Source organism: Cupriavidus sp. 2SB, from assembly GCF_005503625.1.
Taxonomy (GTDB): Bacteria; Pseudomonadota; Gammaproteobacteria; order Burkholderiales; family Burkholderiaceae; genus Cupriavidus.
Genome location: NZ_SCMX01000022.1, coordinates 53633 through 69334 on the forward strand (window position 1 = coordinate 53633; position 15702 = coordinate 69334).

14 protein-coding genes are annotated in these 15702 nt (G+C 63.9%); 7 read left to right on the plus strand and 7 right to left on the minus strand.

Annotated features, from left to right (window positions below):
* Positions 1–60: 60 nt before the first annotated feature.
* From FFS21_RS12815 to FFS21_RS12845, 7 genes are all read right to left on the minus strand, one after another.
* Positions 61–498: a Chromate resistance protein ChrB gene (locus FFS21_RS12815; RefSeq protein ID WP_137925217.1), complete on the minus strand. Its 438-nt coding sequence runs from the start codon at positions 496–498 to the stop codon at positions 61–63.
* A gap of 140 nt (positions 499–638) precedes the next feature.
* On the minus strand, positions 639–1016 hold the full coding sequence (locus FFS21_RS12820) for a hypothetical protein (protein ID WP_137925218.1): 378 nt from the start codon (positions 1014–1016) through the stop codon (positions 639–641).
* A 73-nt stretch (positions 1017–1089) separates the two neighbouring features.
* Entirely contained in the window at positions 1090–4194 is a 3105-nt protein-coding gene (locus FFS21_RS12825) for an efflux RND transporter permease subunit (RefSeq protein WP_137925219.1), read from the minus strand.
* A 9-nt stretch (positions 4195–4203) separates the two neighbouring features.
* A complete protein-coding gene (locus FFS21_RS12830) occupies positions 4204–5316 on the minus strand; it encodes an efflux RND transporter periplasmic adaptor subunit (RefSeq protein ID WP_137925220.1) in 1113 nt (370 codons plus the stop codon).
* A 13-nt stretch (positions 5317–5329) separates the two neighbouring features.
* The gene (locus FFS21_RS12835) at positions 5330–5890 is read right to left on the minus strand and encodes a hypothetical protein (protein WP_137925221.1); all 561 of its coding nucleotides are present in this window, start codon (positions 5888–5890) and stop codon (positions 5330–5332) included.
* Positions 5887–7092, minus strand: a complete 1206-nt coding sequence (locus FFS21_RS12840; RefSeq protein WP_137925222.1) for a TolC family protein — start codon at positions 7090–7092, stop codon at positions 5887–5889. Before FFS21_RS12840 ends, FFS21_RS12835 begins: the two co-directional genes overlap by 4 nt.
* Positions 7093–7185: 93 nt before the next feature.
* Positions 7186–7557, minus strand: a complete 372-nt coding sequence (locus FFS21_RS12845) for a hypothetical protein (protein ID WP_137925223.1) — start codon at positions 7555–7557, stop codon at positions 7186–7188.
* Positions 7558–7893: 336 nt separating this feature from the next.
* On the opposite strand from FFS21_RS12845, the gene FFS21_RS12850 reads away from it, so the two are divergent.
* From FFS21_RS12850 to FFS21_RS12880, 7 genes are all read left to right on the plus strand, one after another.
* Positions 7894–8535 (plus strand): methyltransferase family protein, encoded by a 642-nt coding sequence (locus FFS21_RS12850; RefSeq protein ID WP_137925224.1) that lies wholly within the window; start codon positions 7894–7896, stop codon positions 8533–8535.
* Positions 8536–8617: 82 nt separating this feature from the next.
* The gene (locus tag FFS21_RS12855) at positions 8618–8905 is read left to right on the plus strand and encodes a CnrY/NccY family anti-sigma factor (RefSeq protein WP_137925225.1); all 288 of its coding nucleotides are present in this window, start codon (positions 8618–8620) and stop codon (positions 8903–8905) included.
* A complete protein-coding gene (locus FFS21_RS12860; protein ID WP_137925226.1) occupies positions 8902–9348 on the plus strand; it encodes a periplasmic heavy metal sensor in 447 nt (148 codons plus the stop codon). Before FFS21_RS12855 ends, FFS21_RS12860 begins: the two co-directional genes overlap by 4 nt.
* Complete coding sequence (locus tag FFS21_RS12865) at positions 9345–9923, plus strand: RNA polymerase sigma factor (protein WP_137925227.1); 579 nt, start codon at positions 9345–9347, stop codon at positions 9921–9923. Before FFS21_RS12860 ends, FFS21_RS12865 begins: the two co-directional genes overlap by 4 nt.
* Positions 9924–10001: 78 nt before the next feature.
* The gene (locus tag FFS21_RS12870) at positions 10002–11264 is read left to right on the plus strand and encodes a TolC family protein (protein WP_137925228.1); all 1263 of its coding nucleotides are present in this window, start codon (positions 10002–10004) and stop codon (positions 11262–11264) included.
* Positions 11261–12448 carry a nickel/cobalt/cadmium efflux RND transporter periplasmic adaptor subunit NccB gene (gene nccB / locus FFS21_RS12875; protein WP_137925229.1) on the plus strand — a complete coding sequence of 396 codons (1188 nt, stop codon included), beginning with the start codon at positions 11261–11263 and terminating at the stop codon, positions 12446–12448. The genes FFS21_RS12870 and nccB overlap by 4 nt, the downstream gene beginning before the upstream one ends.
* Positions 12445–15678, plus strand: a complete 3234-nt coding sequence (locus FFS21_RS12880; RefSeq protein ID WP_137925230.1) for a CusA/CzcA family heavy metal efflux RND transporter — start codon at positions 12445–12447, stop codon at positions 15676–15678. Before nccB ends, FFS21_RS12880 begins: the two co-directional genes overlap by 4 nt.
* Positions 15679–15702 lie beyond the last annotated feature (24 nt).

Consider the following 15702-nt stretch of genomic DNA (forward strand, 5'->3'; position numbering starts at 1 on the left):
TCATTGTCTTGCGTAGAGAGTGTTGCGGAGAGCTGGAAGCCGTCGACGAACTGGCGTGTCCTAGCGTTTGCGCGCGCTGGAGAAATGCGTATAGAGCGAGTCGAGGACATAACCGACCTCCTCCAGCAATGCGTCGTCATCGGACAGTCGCTCGCGAGCGCCGGCCAATATCGCTTCAAAGCCACTGGCTTCCGCTACGGGCGTGCCATATTCGGCCGTGCGATCGAACAGCGCGCGATATTCGGCATCCTGCTCGGGGGCGGTGGCATGCACGGAAAGCGTCCAGACCTTGCCATCCTCCTGGATCGCGTCGGTAGAGAGGGCTCGCAGTGGCTCGTGCAATCCAGCGAGATCGGGTAGCAGATAGACCCCGTCGCGCAAGGCCGCCGCACCAAGCGCCTTGATGCCGCGCCAGAACCGCATGCGGGCGGTGGCGGCAGATGTGGGCAGGCTGACGATCAGCAGCACCCACGGGGAGGAAGATTGAACAGGAGTCATGCGCCCAGCTTAGTGGGTCGAAGTTCCTGCTTCAATGTTGTAGAGGTCTCTACAAAGAAGGGTTGTGTACGGCAGCTAAGTGTCGATTGCAGCGCAAATGATCGGCGACCCTCCTGTCAGGGTCGCCGATCCTCATCGTCTTACTTCACCGAAAAACGTACCGTCACCGTCTGACCATCGGCAAACGTCACCGTTGCAACCGCCTTGGCCCCCGACGGCAGCGCGATGGCGTCCTTGGCAACCAGCGCGTTGTCGTTGCCCGGTGCCAGCGTGGTTTCCTTCTTGTCCGTGCCGGCCAGTACGGTCAGCTTGCCTTTGGCGCCAGTGACGGATTTCTTCTCGTCGTGATCGTCGACGTACAGGCTGATCTTGCCGTCCTTTTTCACCAGTTCGAACTGCATGTCGCTAGCGGTCTGCACCACGCCGCCGTACTGCGCCGGCTTTGCGCCGTGGGCATGGACGAGACCGGCGGTGCCCAGGGCGGCGGCAGCAATGGCGATGGCGATCAACTTCTTCATGGGATAACTCCAGAAAACGGGCGACTTCCAGGGCGTCGCCACAAAGCCCTTGGATCCAGTGCGATCCGTGCAATCAATACGCTTCGCGTCCGCCTTCCTTCACAATCCGCTCGATGGGTTCGCGTCCGAAGGACCAGACGATCACTGGTGTGAGCACGGCATCGAGCAGTGTGGAGCTGAGCAGTCCGCCAAAGATCACGACGGCCACGGGGTGCAGGATTTCCTTGCCGGGCGCATCCGCCGAAATCAGCAGCGGCACCAGCGCAAACGCCGCCACCAGCGCCGTCATCAGCACCGGCGTGAGCCGTTCGAGCGATCCGCGCACCAGCATGGGAATGCCGAATTGCTCGCCCTCGAAGCGACAAAGGTTGATGTAGTGGCTCACCTTGAGAATGCCGTTGCGCGTGGCGATGCCGGTGAGCGTGATGAAGCCCACCATCGACGCCACCGACAGCGTCAGTCCGCCGATCCACATCGCGGCAACGCTGCCGATCAGCGCGAACGGGATGTTCCCCATGATGGCGAGCGTCAGACGGTGTGAACGGTAGCGCGAGAACAGGACGAGATAGATCATCGCCAGTGAACCCAGCGCCAGTAGCGCGATCAGGCGGCTAGCCTGTTCCTGCGCCTGGAACTGGCCTTCCACGCTGACGAAGTAGCCACCGGGCAGCCCCGATTGCGCGATGGCGTCGCGTACGCCGCCGATGATGCGGGACATGTCGGAGCCATCGGTATTCGCGTAGACCACGATGCGTCGCCTGCCATTCTCGCGACCCACCTGATTCGGGCCGTCGGCTTCCTCCACCGTGGCGATGGCCGAGAGCGGGATGGCGCCGCGCGGAGACTGGATCATGATGCGCGCCAGATCCTGCGGTGTGCGACCGGCATCGGGCAGGCGTACAACGAGATCGAACCGTTTCACGCCTTCGATGACTTGCGAGACGCGCGCGCCTTCGGCGAGCGTTTGCAGGCTCGCCAGCGCATCACCGGGCGCGATGCCGTACTGCGCAGCCTTGCGATAGTCGAGCCGGATATTGACCTGTGGAATCAGCACCTGCTTTTCCACCGAAATATCGACCAGCCCGGGAATGCCAGTGAGCCGTCCGCGCAAGTTCTCTGCGAGTCCGCGCAGCGTGTCGAGATCGTCGCCATAGATCTTGAGCGCGATCTGCGCGCGCACGCCAGACAGCAGGTGATCGAGCCGGTGCGAGATTGGCTGACCGATGGCAACCGAGGCCGGCAGCGTGGATAGCTGCGCGCGAATGGCGGCCATCACGACTTCCCGGCTGCGGCCGGAGCGTTTTAGGTCCACATCGATTTCCGACGAGTGAACGCCTTCGGCATGCTCGTCGAGTTCCGCGCGGCCCGTGCGTCGGCCGACCTGGATCACCTCGGGCACCTGCCGGATCAGTGTTTCGGCCAGCGCACCCATGCGGTTGGCCTCGGCCAGCGAGGTGCCGGGATTGAACATCAGCGACATCACGAGCGAGCCTTCGTTGAAGGCTGGCAGAAATGCGCGCGGCAGGAAGGGCACGGTGGCCGCGGCGAGCAGCACCGTTGCCACGGCGGCGGACAGCACCATCCGCGCACGGGGAAAGGCCCAGCGCAGCACCCGCGTTTCCACGCCCTTGAGCCATCGCACCAGCGGACTGTCTGGATGATCGAGGCGCTTCATCGCCGGCAGCAGGTAGTACGACAGCACCGGCGTGACCGTCATCGACACTAGCATCGACGCGAGGATCGACACGATATAGGCAATGCCCAGCGGCGCGAACAATCGACCTTCGATACCGGGCAGCGCGAACAGCGGTACGAACACCAGCACGACGATCAGCGTGGCGTAGACGATGCCCGAACGAACTTCGATCGATGCGCGCCAGATGACATCGAGTACGGACGGCGGGTTGTCCATGGTCCGCCGCTGCTTGAGCCGTCGCAGGATGTTCTCGACATCCACCACGGCATCATCGACCAGTTCGCCGATGGCGATGGCGAGGCCACCCAGCGTCATCACGTTGATCGACTGGCCCAGCAGCTTGAACGCGAGCGCCGTCACGGCCAGCGACAACGGAATGGCGATCAATGAAATCGCCGTCGTGCGCGCACTTAGCAGGAAGGCGAACAGCACGATGGCCACCATGATGGCGCCATCGCGCAGTGCCTCGACCACGTTGCCGATCGATGCCTCGATGAAGTCGGCTTGCCGGAACAGGATCTGCGGCGCAGCCATGCCCGCAGGCAGGCCCTGCTTCAGTTCGCCAAGCGCCTGCTCAAGCTCTCGCGTGAGCTTGACGGTATCGGCTGCCGGTTGCTTCTGCACGCTGACGATGACGGCTGGCAGGCCATTGAAGCCCGCGTCGCCACGCTTGACCGCCGCGGCGTGCCGCACCGTCGCGATCTGCTCCAGCAGCACGGGGGCGTTGTCCCGATAGCTCACGGCCAGTCCGCGCAAGTCTTCGAGTCGAGTGGTGCGCGCCAGATTGCGGATCAGGTATTCGCGGCCATTCAGGTCGATAAAGCCGCCGCTTGAATTTGCGGCGAAGTCGCGTAATGCGCGGCTGACATCGGCCAGCGTGACACCGAACTGCGCCATGCGTGCGGTGTCGGGTTCGACGCGCAACTGTCGGACTTCGCCACCAATGGGAATGACTTGCGACACACCGGGCACGGACAGCAACCGTGGGCGCAGCACGAAGTCGGCGTACTCGCGCGCCACCATGGGGCTGACTTTCGCGGCATCGACAGGCAGCGCAACGAGCATGATCTCACCCATGATCGACGACACCGGGCCGAGGATCGGCGTGAGACCACCGGGCAATTGCTCCTTGACCAACGCCAGCCGTTCGGACACCAGTTGGCGGTTGCGATAGATATCGCTGCCCCAGTCGAACTCCGCATAGACGATGGACAGGCCCACGCCCGACACCGAGCGCACGCGGGTGACACCGGGCATGCCGTTGAGCGCGGTCTCGATCGGGAACGACACCAGCAGCTCCACTTCCTGCGGTGCCATGCCGCCGGCTTCGGTGATCACGGTGACCAGTGGTTTGTTGAGGTCAGGGAACACGTCGACCGGAGTGCGCCATGCGGTGAGCGCGCCGTACACCATCAGGATGATGGCGACGGCCAGCACCATCAGGCGATTGCCAAGGCTGGCGCGGACGATCCAGTTGAACATGGCGCGTCCTTATCGAATCTGATTGATCAGCGAGGCACCGCTCACAACGACGCGGTTCTCCGGCGACAGGCCGCGCGTGACCACGATGGTCCGCGCGTCGAGTGTGCGAATTTCCACCGGCTGGGCGATAAAGCGTTGCGCGCCCGACTTGATCCAGACAGTCGGTTCATTGTTCTGGTTGCGCACCACGGCCTCGCTCGGCAGCGCGATACCCTTGACGGTGTCCGACAGATGCGCGATCACGGTGACGGGCTGGCCGACGGCAAGCGTCGTCGAACCGTCGGTCAACCGGAATGTCAGCGGCACGGCGCCATTCTTGAGGCTGCGGCCTGCGCCGACGAATGACAGCTTGCCGCCGTCGACGAGCACGCCATTGCGGATACGGCCGACCAGCGAGGCATCCGCACTCTGCGCCTCGATCATGAGCCGTTGCGGATCGACGATCTCGAACAGGATGTCCTGAGCGGTCACCACCTGTCCCGCGATCACATTTGCCGATGCAATGACACCCCCAACAGGCGCGCGCAGCGTATCGGTGGGATGGAGGCTCGTAGCCACGGCCTCGCGCTGGCCCGTCAGGCTTTGCACTTCCGCGCGCGCCGCATCGATATCCTTGCGCGGAATGCTGTCTTGCAGAGATTCCAGTCGTTCCAGCCGTTGCCGGGCCAGCTTGAGATTGGCCGTCAGCGTGGCAAGCTGCGCCTGCTGGTTGCCAATGTCGAACGGCTCGTTCTTGTGCCGCAGCACCGCCAGGATCTGTCCCTTCGAGACGCGTTGCCCAAGCACCGGGAAGCCATCGTGCGGTGCTTCGAGCCAGCCCGGATGACCGGCCTGCACTCGGCCGCCGGCGTTGGGGTCCATCACGACAGAGGCGTTCAGCGGCACCGTCTGCGGATGCTCGCCGGCTTGCGGCAAGACGGTGCGAATGCCCATGCGCCGTTGCGCGAGCTTGGGCACCTGCACGCTGCCATCCGGCAGGCGCGCGAGTCCGCTGGCTGTAGCGGTTGCACCCGGTGCATCGAGATGCTCGCCGCCGGGACCATGGGCACCGGGGGCGGCGTTGGCGAACAAGGCATGGCTCGCCAGGAGGGCGACGAGGGTCTGGGTCAGGAATGTCTTCATGATGGCTTTGCCCTTAACGAACGGTGCGGCGACGACGGAGGCGCCATGCCATCACCATCACGAACAGCACGACCAGAACAACCGCGCCGATTTTTACAACGGGGCTCGCGTACCAGTGGCCATGCGCGCCACCGCCCTGCGCCACGTGCAACTTTCCTTCGATCAGGTCCGTGTCGTTACCGGTGAGCAGTGTGAACACCAGCGCGTGGTCTCCCGGCTGCCGCAGTGCAGCCAGCAGCTTTGGCTCGGTGAAGGAGAAGCTGCCGATGTCGGCATTGAGCTTGCCTTGCGCCTTCAACGCTCCGAGTTCGACTTCCAACGTACCGGTCGTGACCGGCTCGTTGGTCACATAGCGATCGACGAGGACGGAGAACTCGCTGTCCTGCAGCGTGCCAACGAGTTCAAAGCTCTCGGTGTTGGCTTCGATGGCCGGGCGAGTGATAGCACCGGATGCCATAGCGCCCGGTGCATCGAGGTGTTCGCCATTGGGGCCGTGGGCGCCTGGCGCGGCGTGCGTGGCCGGTATGGCCAGGACCACGCAGAGCCAGAGGGATGAAATCAGCAGTCGGATCATGGCAGCACTCCCAGTGCCTGGTTCAGGTTGGCAATGGCGAAGCCGCGCCGCGCGCGGACGCGGGCCAGTTCGACCTCGGCGTCCAGTGCCTGGTTTTGCGCGCGCAGGACTTCGGGCAGGCCGATCTCGCCGGCATTGAAGGTCTTGCGCAGAAGGGTGGCGCGTTCGGTCAGCGTGGCGCTGCGCTGCGTGACTAGCGCAAGCTGCTGCTCGGCCAGCGCCAGCGTCTGCTGCGCGGTATCGATTTCGGATTGCACGACGCGCTCGGCGCGGTCCCGCTCCGCACGTGCGGTCATCAGTTCGGTCTGCGCAGCAGTTTCGCGCGGCAGGTTGCGCGCATCGGTGGCGAACGGAAAACGCACATAGACGCCGACCGTCTGGTCGCTGGGCAGGCCGCCGCCAGCGGAGTCACGACGGTAGGTCACGCCAACTTCGGGCGCGTCACGTCGGGATTTTTGCAGGTAGCCGATCTGGCGTTCTCCGCGCTCGACGGCCCGCAGCGCGGCGTCGAGCCGGGGATGCGGTGCGCCGGCGATCACTGGCGCCGGCAGTTCGTCGTAGCGCAGCGGCAACGCCTGGACGCCCGAGGTCTGCATGAGCCGCGCGCGCATCTCGATGACGCGTGCTTCGCTTTCCGTCATCAAAGCACGGTTTGCCAGCAGATCCTGTTCCGCGAACAGCAGGTCGGTGCGGGCCAGGTCGCCTGCGGTGACACGTCGCTGAACATCGTCGCGCAATGACCTCGCGACGGCCGTGCGGCGGCGCAGCACCTCGTTCTCCGATTCTGCGGCGGCGAGTTGCCAGACCCGTTCGCGCACTTCGGCTGCGACGGCGAGCTGACCGAGCATCATCGAAGATTCCGCCTCGGCAGCCTGTGCGTCCGCCAGTGCGCCCCGCGCGCTACGCTGTCCGGGCATCCAGACGGGCACGCCGAGCGCGACTTCGCTCTCGCGGATGCCGCGCCGATCCGTCAACTGGTCACCACGATGGCGCAGGTCGATAGAGGGCGAGCCCGCGATCAGCGCGTTGGCCTGGACGCGGCTGGCGGCGGCTTCCTGCCGGCGGCCCGCCGTGGTCTGCATGGCAACGGAGCGTTCCCAGGCAACCTCGAACAATGCGTGCAGATCCGTTGCCGGTGTCTGCGCGCACACGTCGGCCAGCATCGCGAACGATGCGGCCAGCAATACGAAAAACTTCTGCATGACTTCCCCAAACGCTTATGGCTCGACAAGCGTCACGGCGGGGCACCGTGTCACGTCAGGACACGGCGAGCAGGAAAGGACAAGGCCCCGCCGTCAGGCGGGCGCGTGAGGTGGACGTAAGGGAGGACCGAAGGCGACGGCGGGCACGGCGCGGGCTGCAAAGGACGGCTTTACGTGCGTCATGTCAAGCAGAAGCGGCGAGGCCATCGACGGCAGAGCACCAAGGAGGTTCGACAGCAGTTCGAATTCGAGCTGGTGGCTGGCAGAGAGGAAATCGTCGTCCACGTCCATGCCATCTTCGTCGTGGTGATGATGCGGGATGTTCTCGGCGTGTGCAGCGAGATGCTCGATCGTATCCCCTGCATCGGAAGCCTCGGACGATGCATGCGCGAAATGTCGCTCCGCCGCAGCCAGCGCGTGCAGCGGGAGAATCAGCATCATGAGAATGGCAATGATTCGCGACATGGCGCGGCATTCTACAGGACTGCAGGTATGGGTGGCGGAAGTCCCCGGCCCACGCAATGGAATGAAGCCGCGTCGAGAGCGCGAAGGCGCAGAGGCGAACCCCCTTATGGGAAGGGCGCTTTCGTCACTCGGCGACCTGCTCGCCATCGGGATGGGAAAGCGCGTTCCCTGAGCTGGAGCCCGAAGATTGACGGGCAATTACATCTTGGCAATAAAGCCGGATCGTCGATGGCGCTACATAGAATGCCGCGAACAGTTGGGCCTTCCATTGCGCCGGCTCTGCTGTGGTCCGCTGCATGTCTCCCGATCTTCCTTAGCCCTCGTCCTCGTATATCCATGTCGCCAATCCAGTACCAGGCTTCCGTCTTTTCTTCGTCTATCGACAGCTTTCTGACCCGACATCGTATTGGGGTCTGGCGTGGTGTGGGTGCCGTGGTGCTGATTGCACTGCTGGTAGGTGACTCTCGATGGGACGATTCGCGGTTCTCGTCGCTGCTGGCCATCGTCGGCGTGTTGGGCGTTGTCGCAGCAACCATCGGGCGCCTGTGGTGCGCGCTCTATATATCGGGCAGGAAGAGCGAGGAACTGGTGGTGGAGGGGCCGTATTCGATGTGCCGCCATCCGCTCTATGTCTGCAATTTCCTGGGCATCGCCGGATTGGGCGCCATGACAGGCTCGATGATCATCGTGGGATTTCTCGTAATTGCCTTTGCGCTCGTCTATCCCGCCGTGATCCGGTCAGAAGACCGGTTGCTGGCAAGGAACTTCCCGTCCTTCACGGAATATTTTGCGCGAACCCCTGCGTTCTTCCCGAACCGTTCGCTCTATCGATCCGAGCGTAGCTGGACGGTGCATCTCGGGTCCTTCCATCGAAATGTTGCCGATTCCATCTGGTTTCCGCTGGCGGCGCTGCTGTTTGAATCGCTGGACCAACTCCATGCCGAAGGCATCTTGCCGACCTGGATCCTGCTTGGCTGACCGGACGCCGAAATGCGAGGGGAGGTGGGGATCAGCGCCGTATATAGAATGTCCACCGCACCTAGAGATCGGAGATCTGGCCATGGCTGATATCGACAGTTGGCTTGAGAATGCAAAAAATGTGACGCACGAGGCATCGAGTGATCTCGATATTTCCGGCGTCCAGCGGCAGATTCGCCGCGAGCCTGCGCAGATGGTTCTGGCCGCGCGCCATGACATCTGGTGCGCGGTCGCCTGCGCCGCACTGGCGTCGCTGGTGGCGTTTACCGCGATTGATCGTATTGCTGGCGGCCTGCTGGAAAAGCCCCAGCCCACATGGGTGGCCGCCCCGTCTGCGGCGTCGCCATTCAGCCTGCTGATCGGGAAATGATGAAGTCGCGCACGCTCCGTTTATCGCTCTCCACGCTCGTTGGCGCGCTGGTGGGTGTCCTGGTTGCCATCGGCGGCATCTATTTCACGCATACGAACGAGGATTCGCATACGAGCCTGCACGAGGTGCTGCACGATGCGGTGCCGCTGGATGCCAACGAACGCGGCATCCTGGAGTTGAAGGAACAGGCGTTTGCCGAGCGCCGGCGGGAAATCGAAACGCGGCTCCGGGCGGCCAACGGCAAGCTGGCCGATGCCATTGCGAAGAATCCGCAATGGACGCCCGAGGTCGAAGCGGCCACGCAGGAAGTGGAGCGGGCTGCGGGGGATCTTCAGCGCGCCACGCTCGTTCACGTGTTTGAAATGCGTGCGGGGCTGAAGCCCGAACATCGCGCGGCCTATGATCGTGTGCTGGTGGATGCCTTGCGTCGCGGGTCGCAGTGACCGGACTATCGACAGACAATTTCCTTGCCGAACGCGCTGCGGACGGCGATCAGCACGCCTTTGGCCAACTGGTGCAACGGCACGGGCGCGCGCTCGCTCAAGCTGCACGCTCGTTCGGCATTCCAGAGACCGACATCGACGATGTCGTGCAGGACACGTTTATTGCTGCCTGGCACGCGCTGGACGAATTCGATCAAGAGAAGGCTTTCCGTCCGTGGCTGTTCCGCATCGGTCTGAACAAGATGCGCGACCTCTATCGAGTTCGGCGTGTCAGGCATTTTTTCTTTGGTGCGGCGGACGTCAATGACGCGGCAGTCGCCGACGTCGCCCCCACCGATGCGCCCGGTCCCGAGCGCGAGATTGGCGCGCGGCGCGAACTCGCACATATCAACAAGACTCTCGACAAGCTGGACCGCGCATCGCGCGAAGTCATCATCCTCACCTCGTTCGTAGAGATGTCACATGCCGAGGCGGCTGCCGCGCTCAATATCTCGCCCAAGGCAGTGGAAAGCCGGGTGGCACGGGCGCGGGCAAGGCTGACGGCGCTACTGGAAGCCGAAGAAAAAAAGATTTAGTCGCATTGCGAGGGGGCCTTGCATCGGGCGCCGTATTGAAAAGTGGAGCAGCCAATTTCGGCTTCATCTTTTCTCGCAATGAATCAGGTGACCTTCTCATTACCCACGATCGCGCGACAGGCGGGTGCCGCTGCCGCGCTGATGTTGATGGCGGCAGCAACAGTCCATGCAGCGGAAGCCCCGCCTTATGCCGATCTTCTGCGGCAGTCTCTGGCATTCGCACCGACCATGGCTGCACAAGCGGCCACGGTACGCGCTGCAGGTGCTGACGCTGCGCAGGCCCGCGCATGGCTCAATCCGCGTATCGACACGGTGATCGAGAATCTCGGCGCGCCTGCTGCGGATGGCTCGAGCCAACGTCAAAACACCTACACACTGAGCCAGCCGCTGGAAATCGGCGGAAAACGCGGCGCACGCATTGCAGTGGGCGAGCGGAATTTCGCTGCCGCGCAGGCGCGAGAGCGGCAAATCCAGGTCGCCTACTCGGCGGAACTGGCTGTCGCGTATGCATCGGCGGAAGCCATGCTCGCGCGCAAGACGCTGGCCTCCGAAAACCTCGGACGCGCCAACGATGAACTGAAGGCGGCGCGCGCGCTGGTGGAATCGGGCAAGGAAGCCTCGTTGCGCACCGCGCAGGCGCAGGCCAGTGTCTCGGCTGCGCAGGCTGCGGAAGCCGCCGCGCAAAACGATGCGACACAAGCGCTCGCGCGATTGTCCGCCATAACGGGCGCTACCGAACCCTATACCAGCCTTACCAGTTCGCTGCTGTCCGTGAAGCCGTCGCTGCCCAATCAAAGCTTGCCAGCGGCCGATTCCCCCAGCGTGCTGGCAGCCGAAGCCGAACGCAATGCGTTGGACGCTCAGGTCGATGTCGAACGCAAACGCTGGATTCCCGATATCGCGCTGAGCGCGGGTGTGCGCCGCTATGGCTGGACCAATGCCAGCGGGTATGTCGTTGGCGTGACCGCATCGATTCCGTTGTTCGATCAGAACCGCTATGGCGTGAACGCAGCCGTCGAGCGTGTATCGGCGGCACAGGCCCGACTCGACAACGCGAGACTTGAGGCCGTGGCGGCACGCCGCTCGGCGATCTCGCAGGCCATGGCCACTGACCAGCAGCTTGCCGCTGCAGCCGTAGGCGAGCAGGCTGCCTCGGAAGCCTATCGGCTCGGGCGCATTGGATACGACTCCGGCAAGACCCCGCTCGTGGAACTGCTTGCCGTACGGCGCGCACTGGTGGAAGCGCGGCAATTGACGATTGATGCCCGACTGGCCCGCGTGCGCGCGCTGGCGGCGATGGCGCAGGCGGACGGCCGTCTGGCATTTGAGGAAGCACGATGATGACGAAGAACGAGCGCCGGCAACCGAGCTGGCCCATGATCGCCGGGGTTGCCGCCGCAGCGGCACTGGTTGGCTTTGGCGTGGCGCGCGGCCTGGGTTCGGGTGCCGAGTCCGGCAAGGCGGCTGCTGCACCGGAGAAGGTCGCCGCTTCGGCTCCGGCCGCCGAACCTGCCGAAGTGAAGATTCCCGGCGAGTATCTTGCTGCGGCCAATATCGCTGTAGAGCCGGTATCGGCCGGAGGTGTCGGTTCGGAGCTGCTGGCGCCGGCGACAGTGTCTGCGATGCCCGGCAGCGAAGCCGTCATCGTCTCGCGTGCTGCGGGTGCGGTACTGCGCATCCAGCGCAAGCTTGGCGATGCCGTGCGAGCCGGCGACGTGCTCGCACTCGTGGATAGCCCCGAGGCCGCCGCCATGGCTGCCGAGCGCAAGGTGGCGCAGGCCCGCGCGGATCTCGCACGCAAGACGTACGAACGCGAATCGAGCCTGTTCCAGCAAGGCGTGACGCCCCGCCAGGAGATGGAAGCTGCGCGCATGGCGCTGGATGTGGCGCAGGCCGAGGTGCAACGCGCGGCAACGGTGGCGCAGGCTGCCAAGGTATCGAGCGATGGTCGCTCGGTGGCCGTCGTCAGTCCCATCGCCGGCAGGATCACTGCGCAAGCGGTCACCCTCGGCGCTTATGTTGCACCCCAGGCTGAGTTATTCCGCGTGGCCGGATCGGGTGCCGTGCAAGTCGAAGCGTATGTGACTGCCGCCGACACCAGCCGCATTGCCGCCGGCAGCGACGCAACCATCGTGCTGGCCAACGGTGCGCCGCTGGCTGGCCGCGTGCAGGCCGTCACGCCGACGGTCTCCGGCAGTGCTCGCGCCGCCACGGTGGTGGTGACGCCAGTGGATGCGAACAACGGCCTGATCGTGGGTGAAGGGGTGCAGGTGCGTCTGCATACCAAGGCGGCCGATATGAATGCGATGTCGGTGCCCGAAGACGCCGTGCAGAATCTCGATGGCCGCGATGTGGTCTTTGTGCGCACGCAGCAGGGCTTCCGTCCGAAGTCCGTACTGGTGGGAACACGTAGCGGCGGTGTGGCGCAGATCCTGTCGGGCGTGCGCGCCGGTGAGCAGGTGGCTACGCGCAATGCGTTCTTGATCAAGGCAGAAATGAACAAGGCCGGCGGGGACGACGAATGATCGAAAGCATCCTGAGCGGCGCCGTCCGCTTCCGGTGGCTCGTGCTGTTCCTGACCGCTGTAGTGGGCGTGTTCGGCGCATGGCAGCTCAACCTGCTGCCCATCGACGTAACGCCGGACATCACTAACAAGCAGGTGCAGATCAACACCGTGGTACCGACGCTGAGTCCCGTTGAAGTGGAAAAACGCGTGACGTACCCCATCGAGACTGCCATTGCCGGCCTGAACGGCGTGGAGAACACGCGCTCGCTCTCCCGCAATGGCTTCAGCCAGGTGACGGTGATCTTCAAGGAAAGCGCCAACCTCTACTTCATGCGCCAGCAGGTCACTGAGCGGCTGGCACAGGCGCGACCCAATCTGCCGGACGGTGTGGAGCCGCAGATGGGTCCGGTGTCTACGGGGCTGGGCGAAGTCTTTCACTACAGCGTCGAGTACCAGTTCCCTGATGGCAAGGGTGCCACCGTAAAGGATGGCGAACCCGGGTGGCAAAGCGATGGCAGTTTCCTTACTGACCGTGGCGAACGTCTGTCGGATCGCGTGTCGAAGCTGGCCTACCTGCGCACGGTGCAGGACTGGATCATCCGGCCGCAACTGCGCACCACGCCGGGCGTGGCGGACGTCGATTCGCTCGGAGGCTACGTCAAGCAGTTCGTAGTGGAGCCCGATACGGCAAAGATGGCGGCTTACGGGATCTCGTACTCGGAGCTGGGCCAGGCGCTGGAGGATGCCAACCTGTCCGTCGGCGCCAACTTCATCCGCCGCTCCGGCGAGTCGTATCTGGTGCGCGCCGATGCCCGTATCAAGACGGCGGACGAGATCGCACGCGCCGTGGTGGCGCAGCGGCAAGGCGTGCCGATCACGGTGGGTCAGGTGGCCAACGTCAATATCGGCGGCGAACTGCGCTCGGGTGCGGCAAGCCGCAACGGCGTGGAGACCGTGGTCGGCAGCGCGCTGATGCTGGTGGGCGCCAATAGCCGCACAGTGGCGCAGGCCGTGGGCGACAAACTCGACCAGATCACCAAGACCTTGCCTCCCGGCGTGGTGATCGTGCCCACATTGAACCGTTCGCAACTGGTGGTCGCGACGATCGAGACGGTAGCCAAGAACCTGGCCGAGGGTGCGCTGCTGGTCGTGGTGATCCTGTTCGCGCTGTTGGGTAACTGGCGCGCGGCGCTGATTGCCGCGATGGTGATCCCGTTGTCGCTGCTGATCAGTGCCATCGGCATGAACGGCCTGAACATCTCGGGCAACCTGATGAGCCTGGGCGCACTGGATTTTGGCTTGATCATCGACGGCGCCGTCATCATCGTCGAGAACGCATTGCGCCGCCTGGCCGAGCGCCAGAAGCACGAGGGTCGCCTGTTGACATTGGAAGAGCGCCTTGAAGAAGTCATCGCATCGTCGCGCGAAATGGTGAAGCCGACGATCTACGGCCAGCTCGTCATCTTCCTGGTCTTCCTGCCGTGCCTGACCTTCCAGGGCGTGGAAGGCAAGATGTTCTCGCCGATGGTCATCACGCTGATGCTGGCGCTGGCCTCTGCCTTCGTGCTATCGCTGACGTTTGTGCCCGCGATGATTGCCGTGCTGCTGCGCAAGGAAGTGTCGGAGACCGAAGTCAAGGTGATTGCGGTGACCAAACAACGTTACCGACCGTGGCTGGAACGTGCTGTCGCGCGCCCCGCACCGTTCATCGGCGCAGGCGTTGCGGTGCTGGCGCTGGCCGCGCTGTCGTTCACGTTCGTTGGCCGCGAGTTCATGCCTACGCTCGACGAGCAGAACCTGAACCTGTCGTCGGTGCGGATTCCGTCCACGTCGATTGACCAGTCTGTGGCGATCGACCTGCCGCTGGAGCGCGCGGTCATGACGCTGCCCGAGGTGCAGACCGTGTATTCGAAGGCCGGTACGGCAAGCCTTGCTGCGGACCCGATGCCGCCGAATGCATCCGACAACTACATCATCCTGAAGCCCAAGAGCGAATGGCCGGAAGGCATCACGACCAAGGAGCAGGTGATCGAGCGCATTCGCGAAAAGACCGCGTCGATGGTGGGCAACAACTACGACGTGACGCAGCCCATCGAGATGCGCTTCAACGAGCTGATCGGTGGCGTGCGTAGCGATGTAGCCGTCAAGCTCTATGGCGAGAACCTTGATGAACTGGCCGCCACGGCGCAAAAGATTGCGGCGGTGCTGCGCAAGACGCCGGGTGCAACAGACGTGCGCGTGCCGTTGACGGGTGGCTTTCCCACCTTCGATCTGGTGTTCGACCGCGCCGCCATTGCACGCTACGGCCTGACCGTCAAGGAAGTGGCCGACACGATTTCCGCTGCGATGGCGGGCAGGGCTGCAGGCCAGGTGTTCGATGGTGATCGTCGCTTCGACATCGTTGTCCGCCTGCCCGGCGCACAACGCGAGAACCTCGATGTGCTCGGCGCATTGCCCGTCATGCTGCCAGCGGTGGATGGCCAATCGCGCGCCTCCGTTCCCTTGCGCCAACTGGTGCAGTTCCGCTTCACGCAGGGCCTGAACGAAGTGAGCCGGGATAACGGCAAGCGCCGCGTCTATATCGAGGCTAACGTTGGTGATGGTCGAGACCTGGGTAGCTTTGTCGACGATGCGGCGGACCGTATCGCCAGGGAAGTGAAGCTGCCACCGGGAATGTGGATCGAGTGGGGTGGCCAGTTCCAGAACCTGCAGGCCGCCACCAAGCGGCTGGCAATCATTGTTCCTGCATGTTTCGTGCTGATTGCTGCCGCGTTGCATCTCGCCATCGGCAGTGCAGTGTTGACTGCTACGGTGCTGACGGCTGTACCGCTGGCGCTGGCCGGAGGCGTGTTCGCACTGTTGCTGCGCGGCATCCCGTTCTCGATCTCGGCGGCAGTTGGTTTCATTGCGGTGTCAGGCGTGGCGGTGCTGAACGGACTGGTGCTGATCTCCGCTATTCACAAGCGGATGGAAGACGGCATGGCGCCGAACACTGCCGTGATCGAAGGCGCGATGGAGCGTGTGCGACCTGTGCTGATGACCGCGCTGGTGGCATCGCTCGGCTTTGTGCCGATGGCGATTGCCACGGGAACGGGCGCGGAGGTGCAGAAGCCGCTGGCAACGGTGGTGATCGGCGGGCTGGTGACGGCGACCGTTCTCACGCTGTTCGTGCTGCCGGCGATCTGCGGCATGGTGCTGCGGCGCCGTGCATCGCAGTCGCCAAATACTGCGCCGATGCTGGAGTCGTAATCATGGATCCATGGGAGCACATCG

Bases quoted from the DNA above. Each gene is read 5' to 3' on its own strand.
- FFS21_RS12815 (WP_137925217.1), bottom strand. From the start codon at position 498: ATGACTCCTGTTCAATCTTCCTCCCCGTGGGTGCTGCTGATCGTCAGC.
- FFS21_RS12820 (WP_137925218.1), bottom strand. From the start codon at position 1,016: ATGAAGAAGTTGATCGCCATCGCCATTGCTGCCGCCGCCCTGGGCACC.
- FFS21_RS12825 (WP_137925219.1), bottom strand. From the start codon at position 4,194: ATGTTCAACTGGATCGTCCGCGCCAGCCTTGGCAATCGCCTGATGGTG.
- FFS21_RS12830 (WP_137925220.1), bottom strand. From the start codon at position 5,316: ATGAAGACATTCCTGACCCAGACCCTCGTCGCCCTCCTGGCGAGCCAT.
- FFS21_RS12835 (WP_137925221.1), bottom strand. From the start codon at position 5,890: ATGATCCGACTGCTGATTTCATCCCTCTGGCTCTGCGTGGTCCTGGCC.
- FFS21_RS12840 (WP_137925222.1), bottom strand. From the start codon at position 7,092: ATGCAGAAGTTTTTCGTATTGCTGGCCGCATCGTTCGCGATGCTGGCC.
- FFS21_RS12845 (WP_137925223.1), bottom strand. From the start codon at position 7,557: ATGTCGCGAATCATTGCCATTCTCATGATGCTGATTCTCCCGCTGCAC.
- FFS21_RS12850 (WP_137925224.1), top strand. From the start codon at position 7,894: ATGTCGCCAATCCAGTACCAGGCTTCCGTCTTTTCTTCGTCTATCGAC.
- FFS21_RS12855 (WP_137925225.1), top strand. From the start codon at position 8,618: ATGGCTGATATCGACAGTTGGCTTGAGAATGCAAAAAATGTGACGCAC.
- FFS21_RS12860 (WP_137925226.1), top strand. From the start codon at position 8,902: ATGATGAAGTCGCGCACGCTCCGTTTATCGCTCTCCACGCTCGTTGGC.
- FFS21_RS12870 (WP_137925228.1), top strand. From the start codon at position 10,002: ATGAATCAGGTGACCTTCTCATTACCCACGATCGCGCGACAGGCGGGT.
- nccB (WP_137925229.1), top strand. From the start codon at position 11,261: ATGATGACGAAGAACGAGCGCCGGCAACCGAGCTGGCCCATGATCGCC.
- FFS21_RS12880 (WP_137925230.1), top strand. From the start codon at position 12,445: ATGATCGAAAGCATCCTGAGCGGCGCCGTCCGCTTCCGGTGGCTCGTG.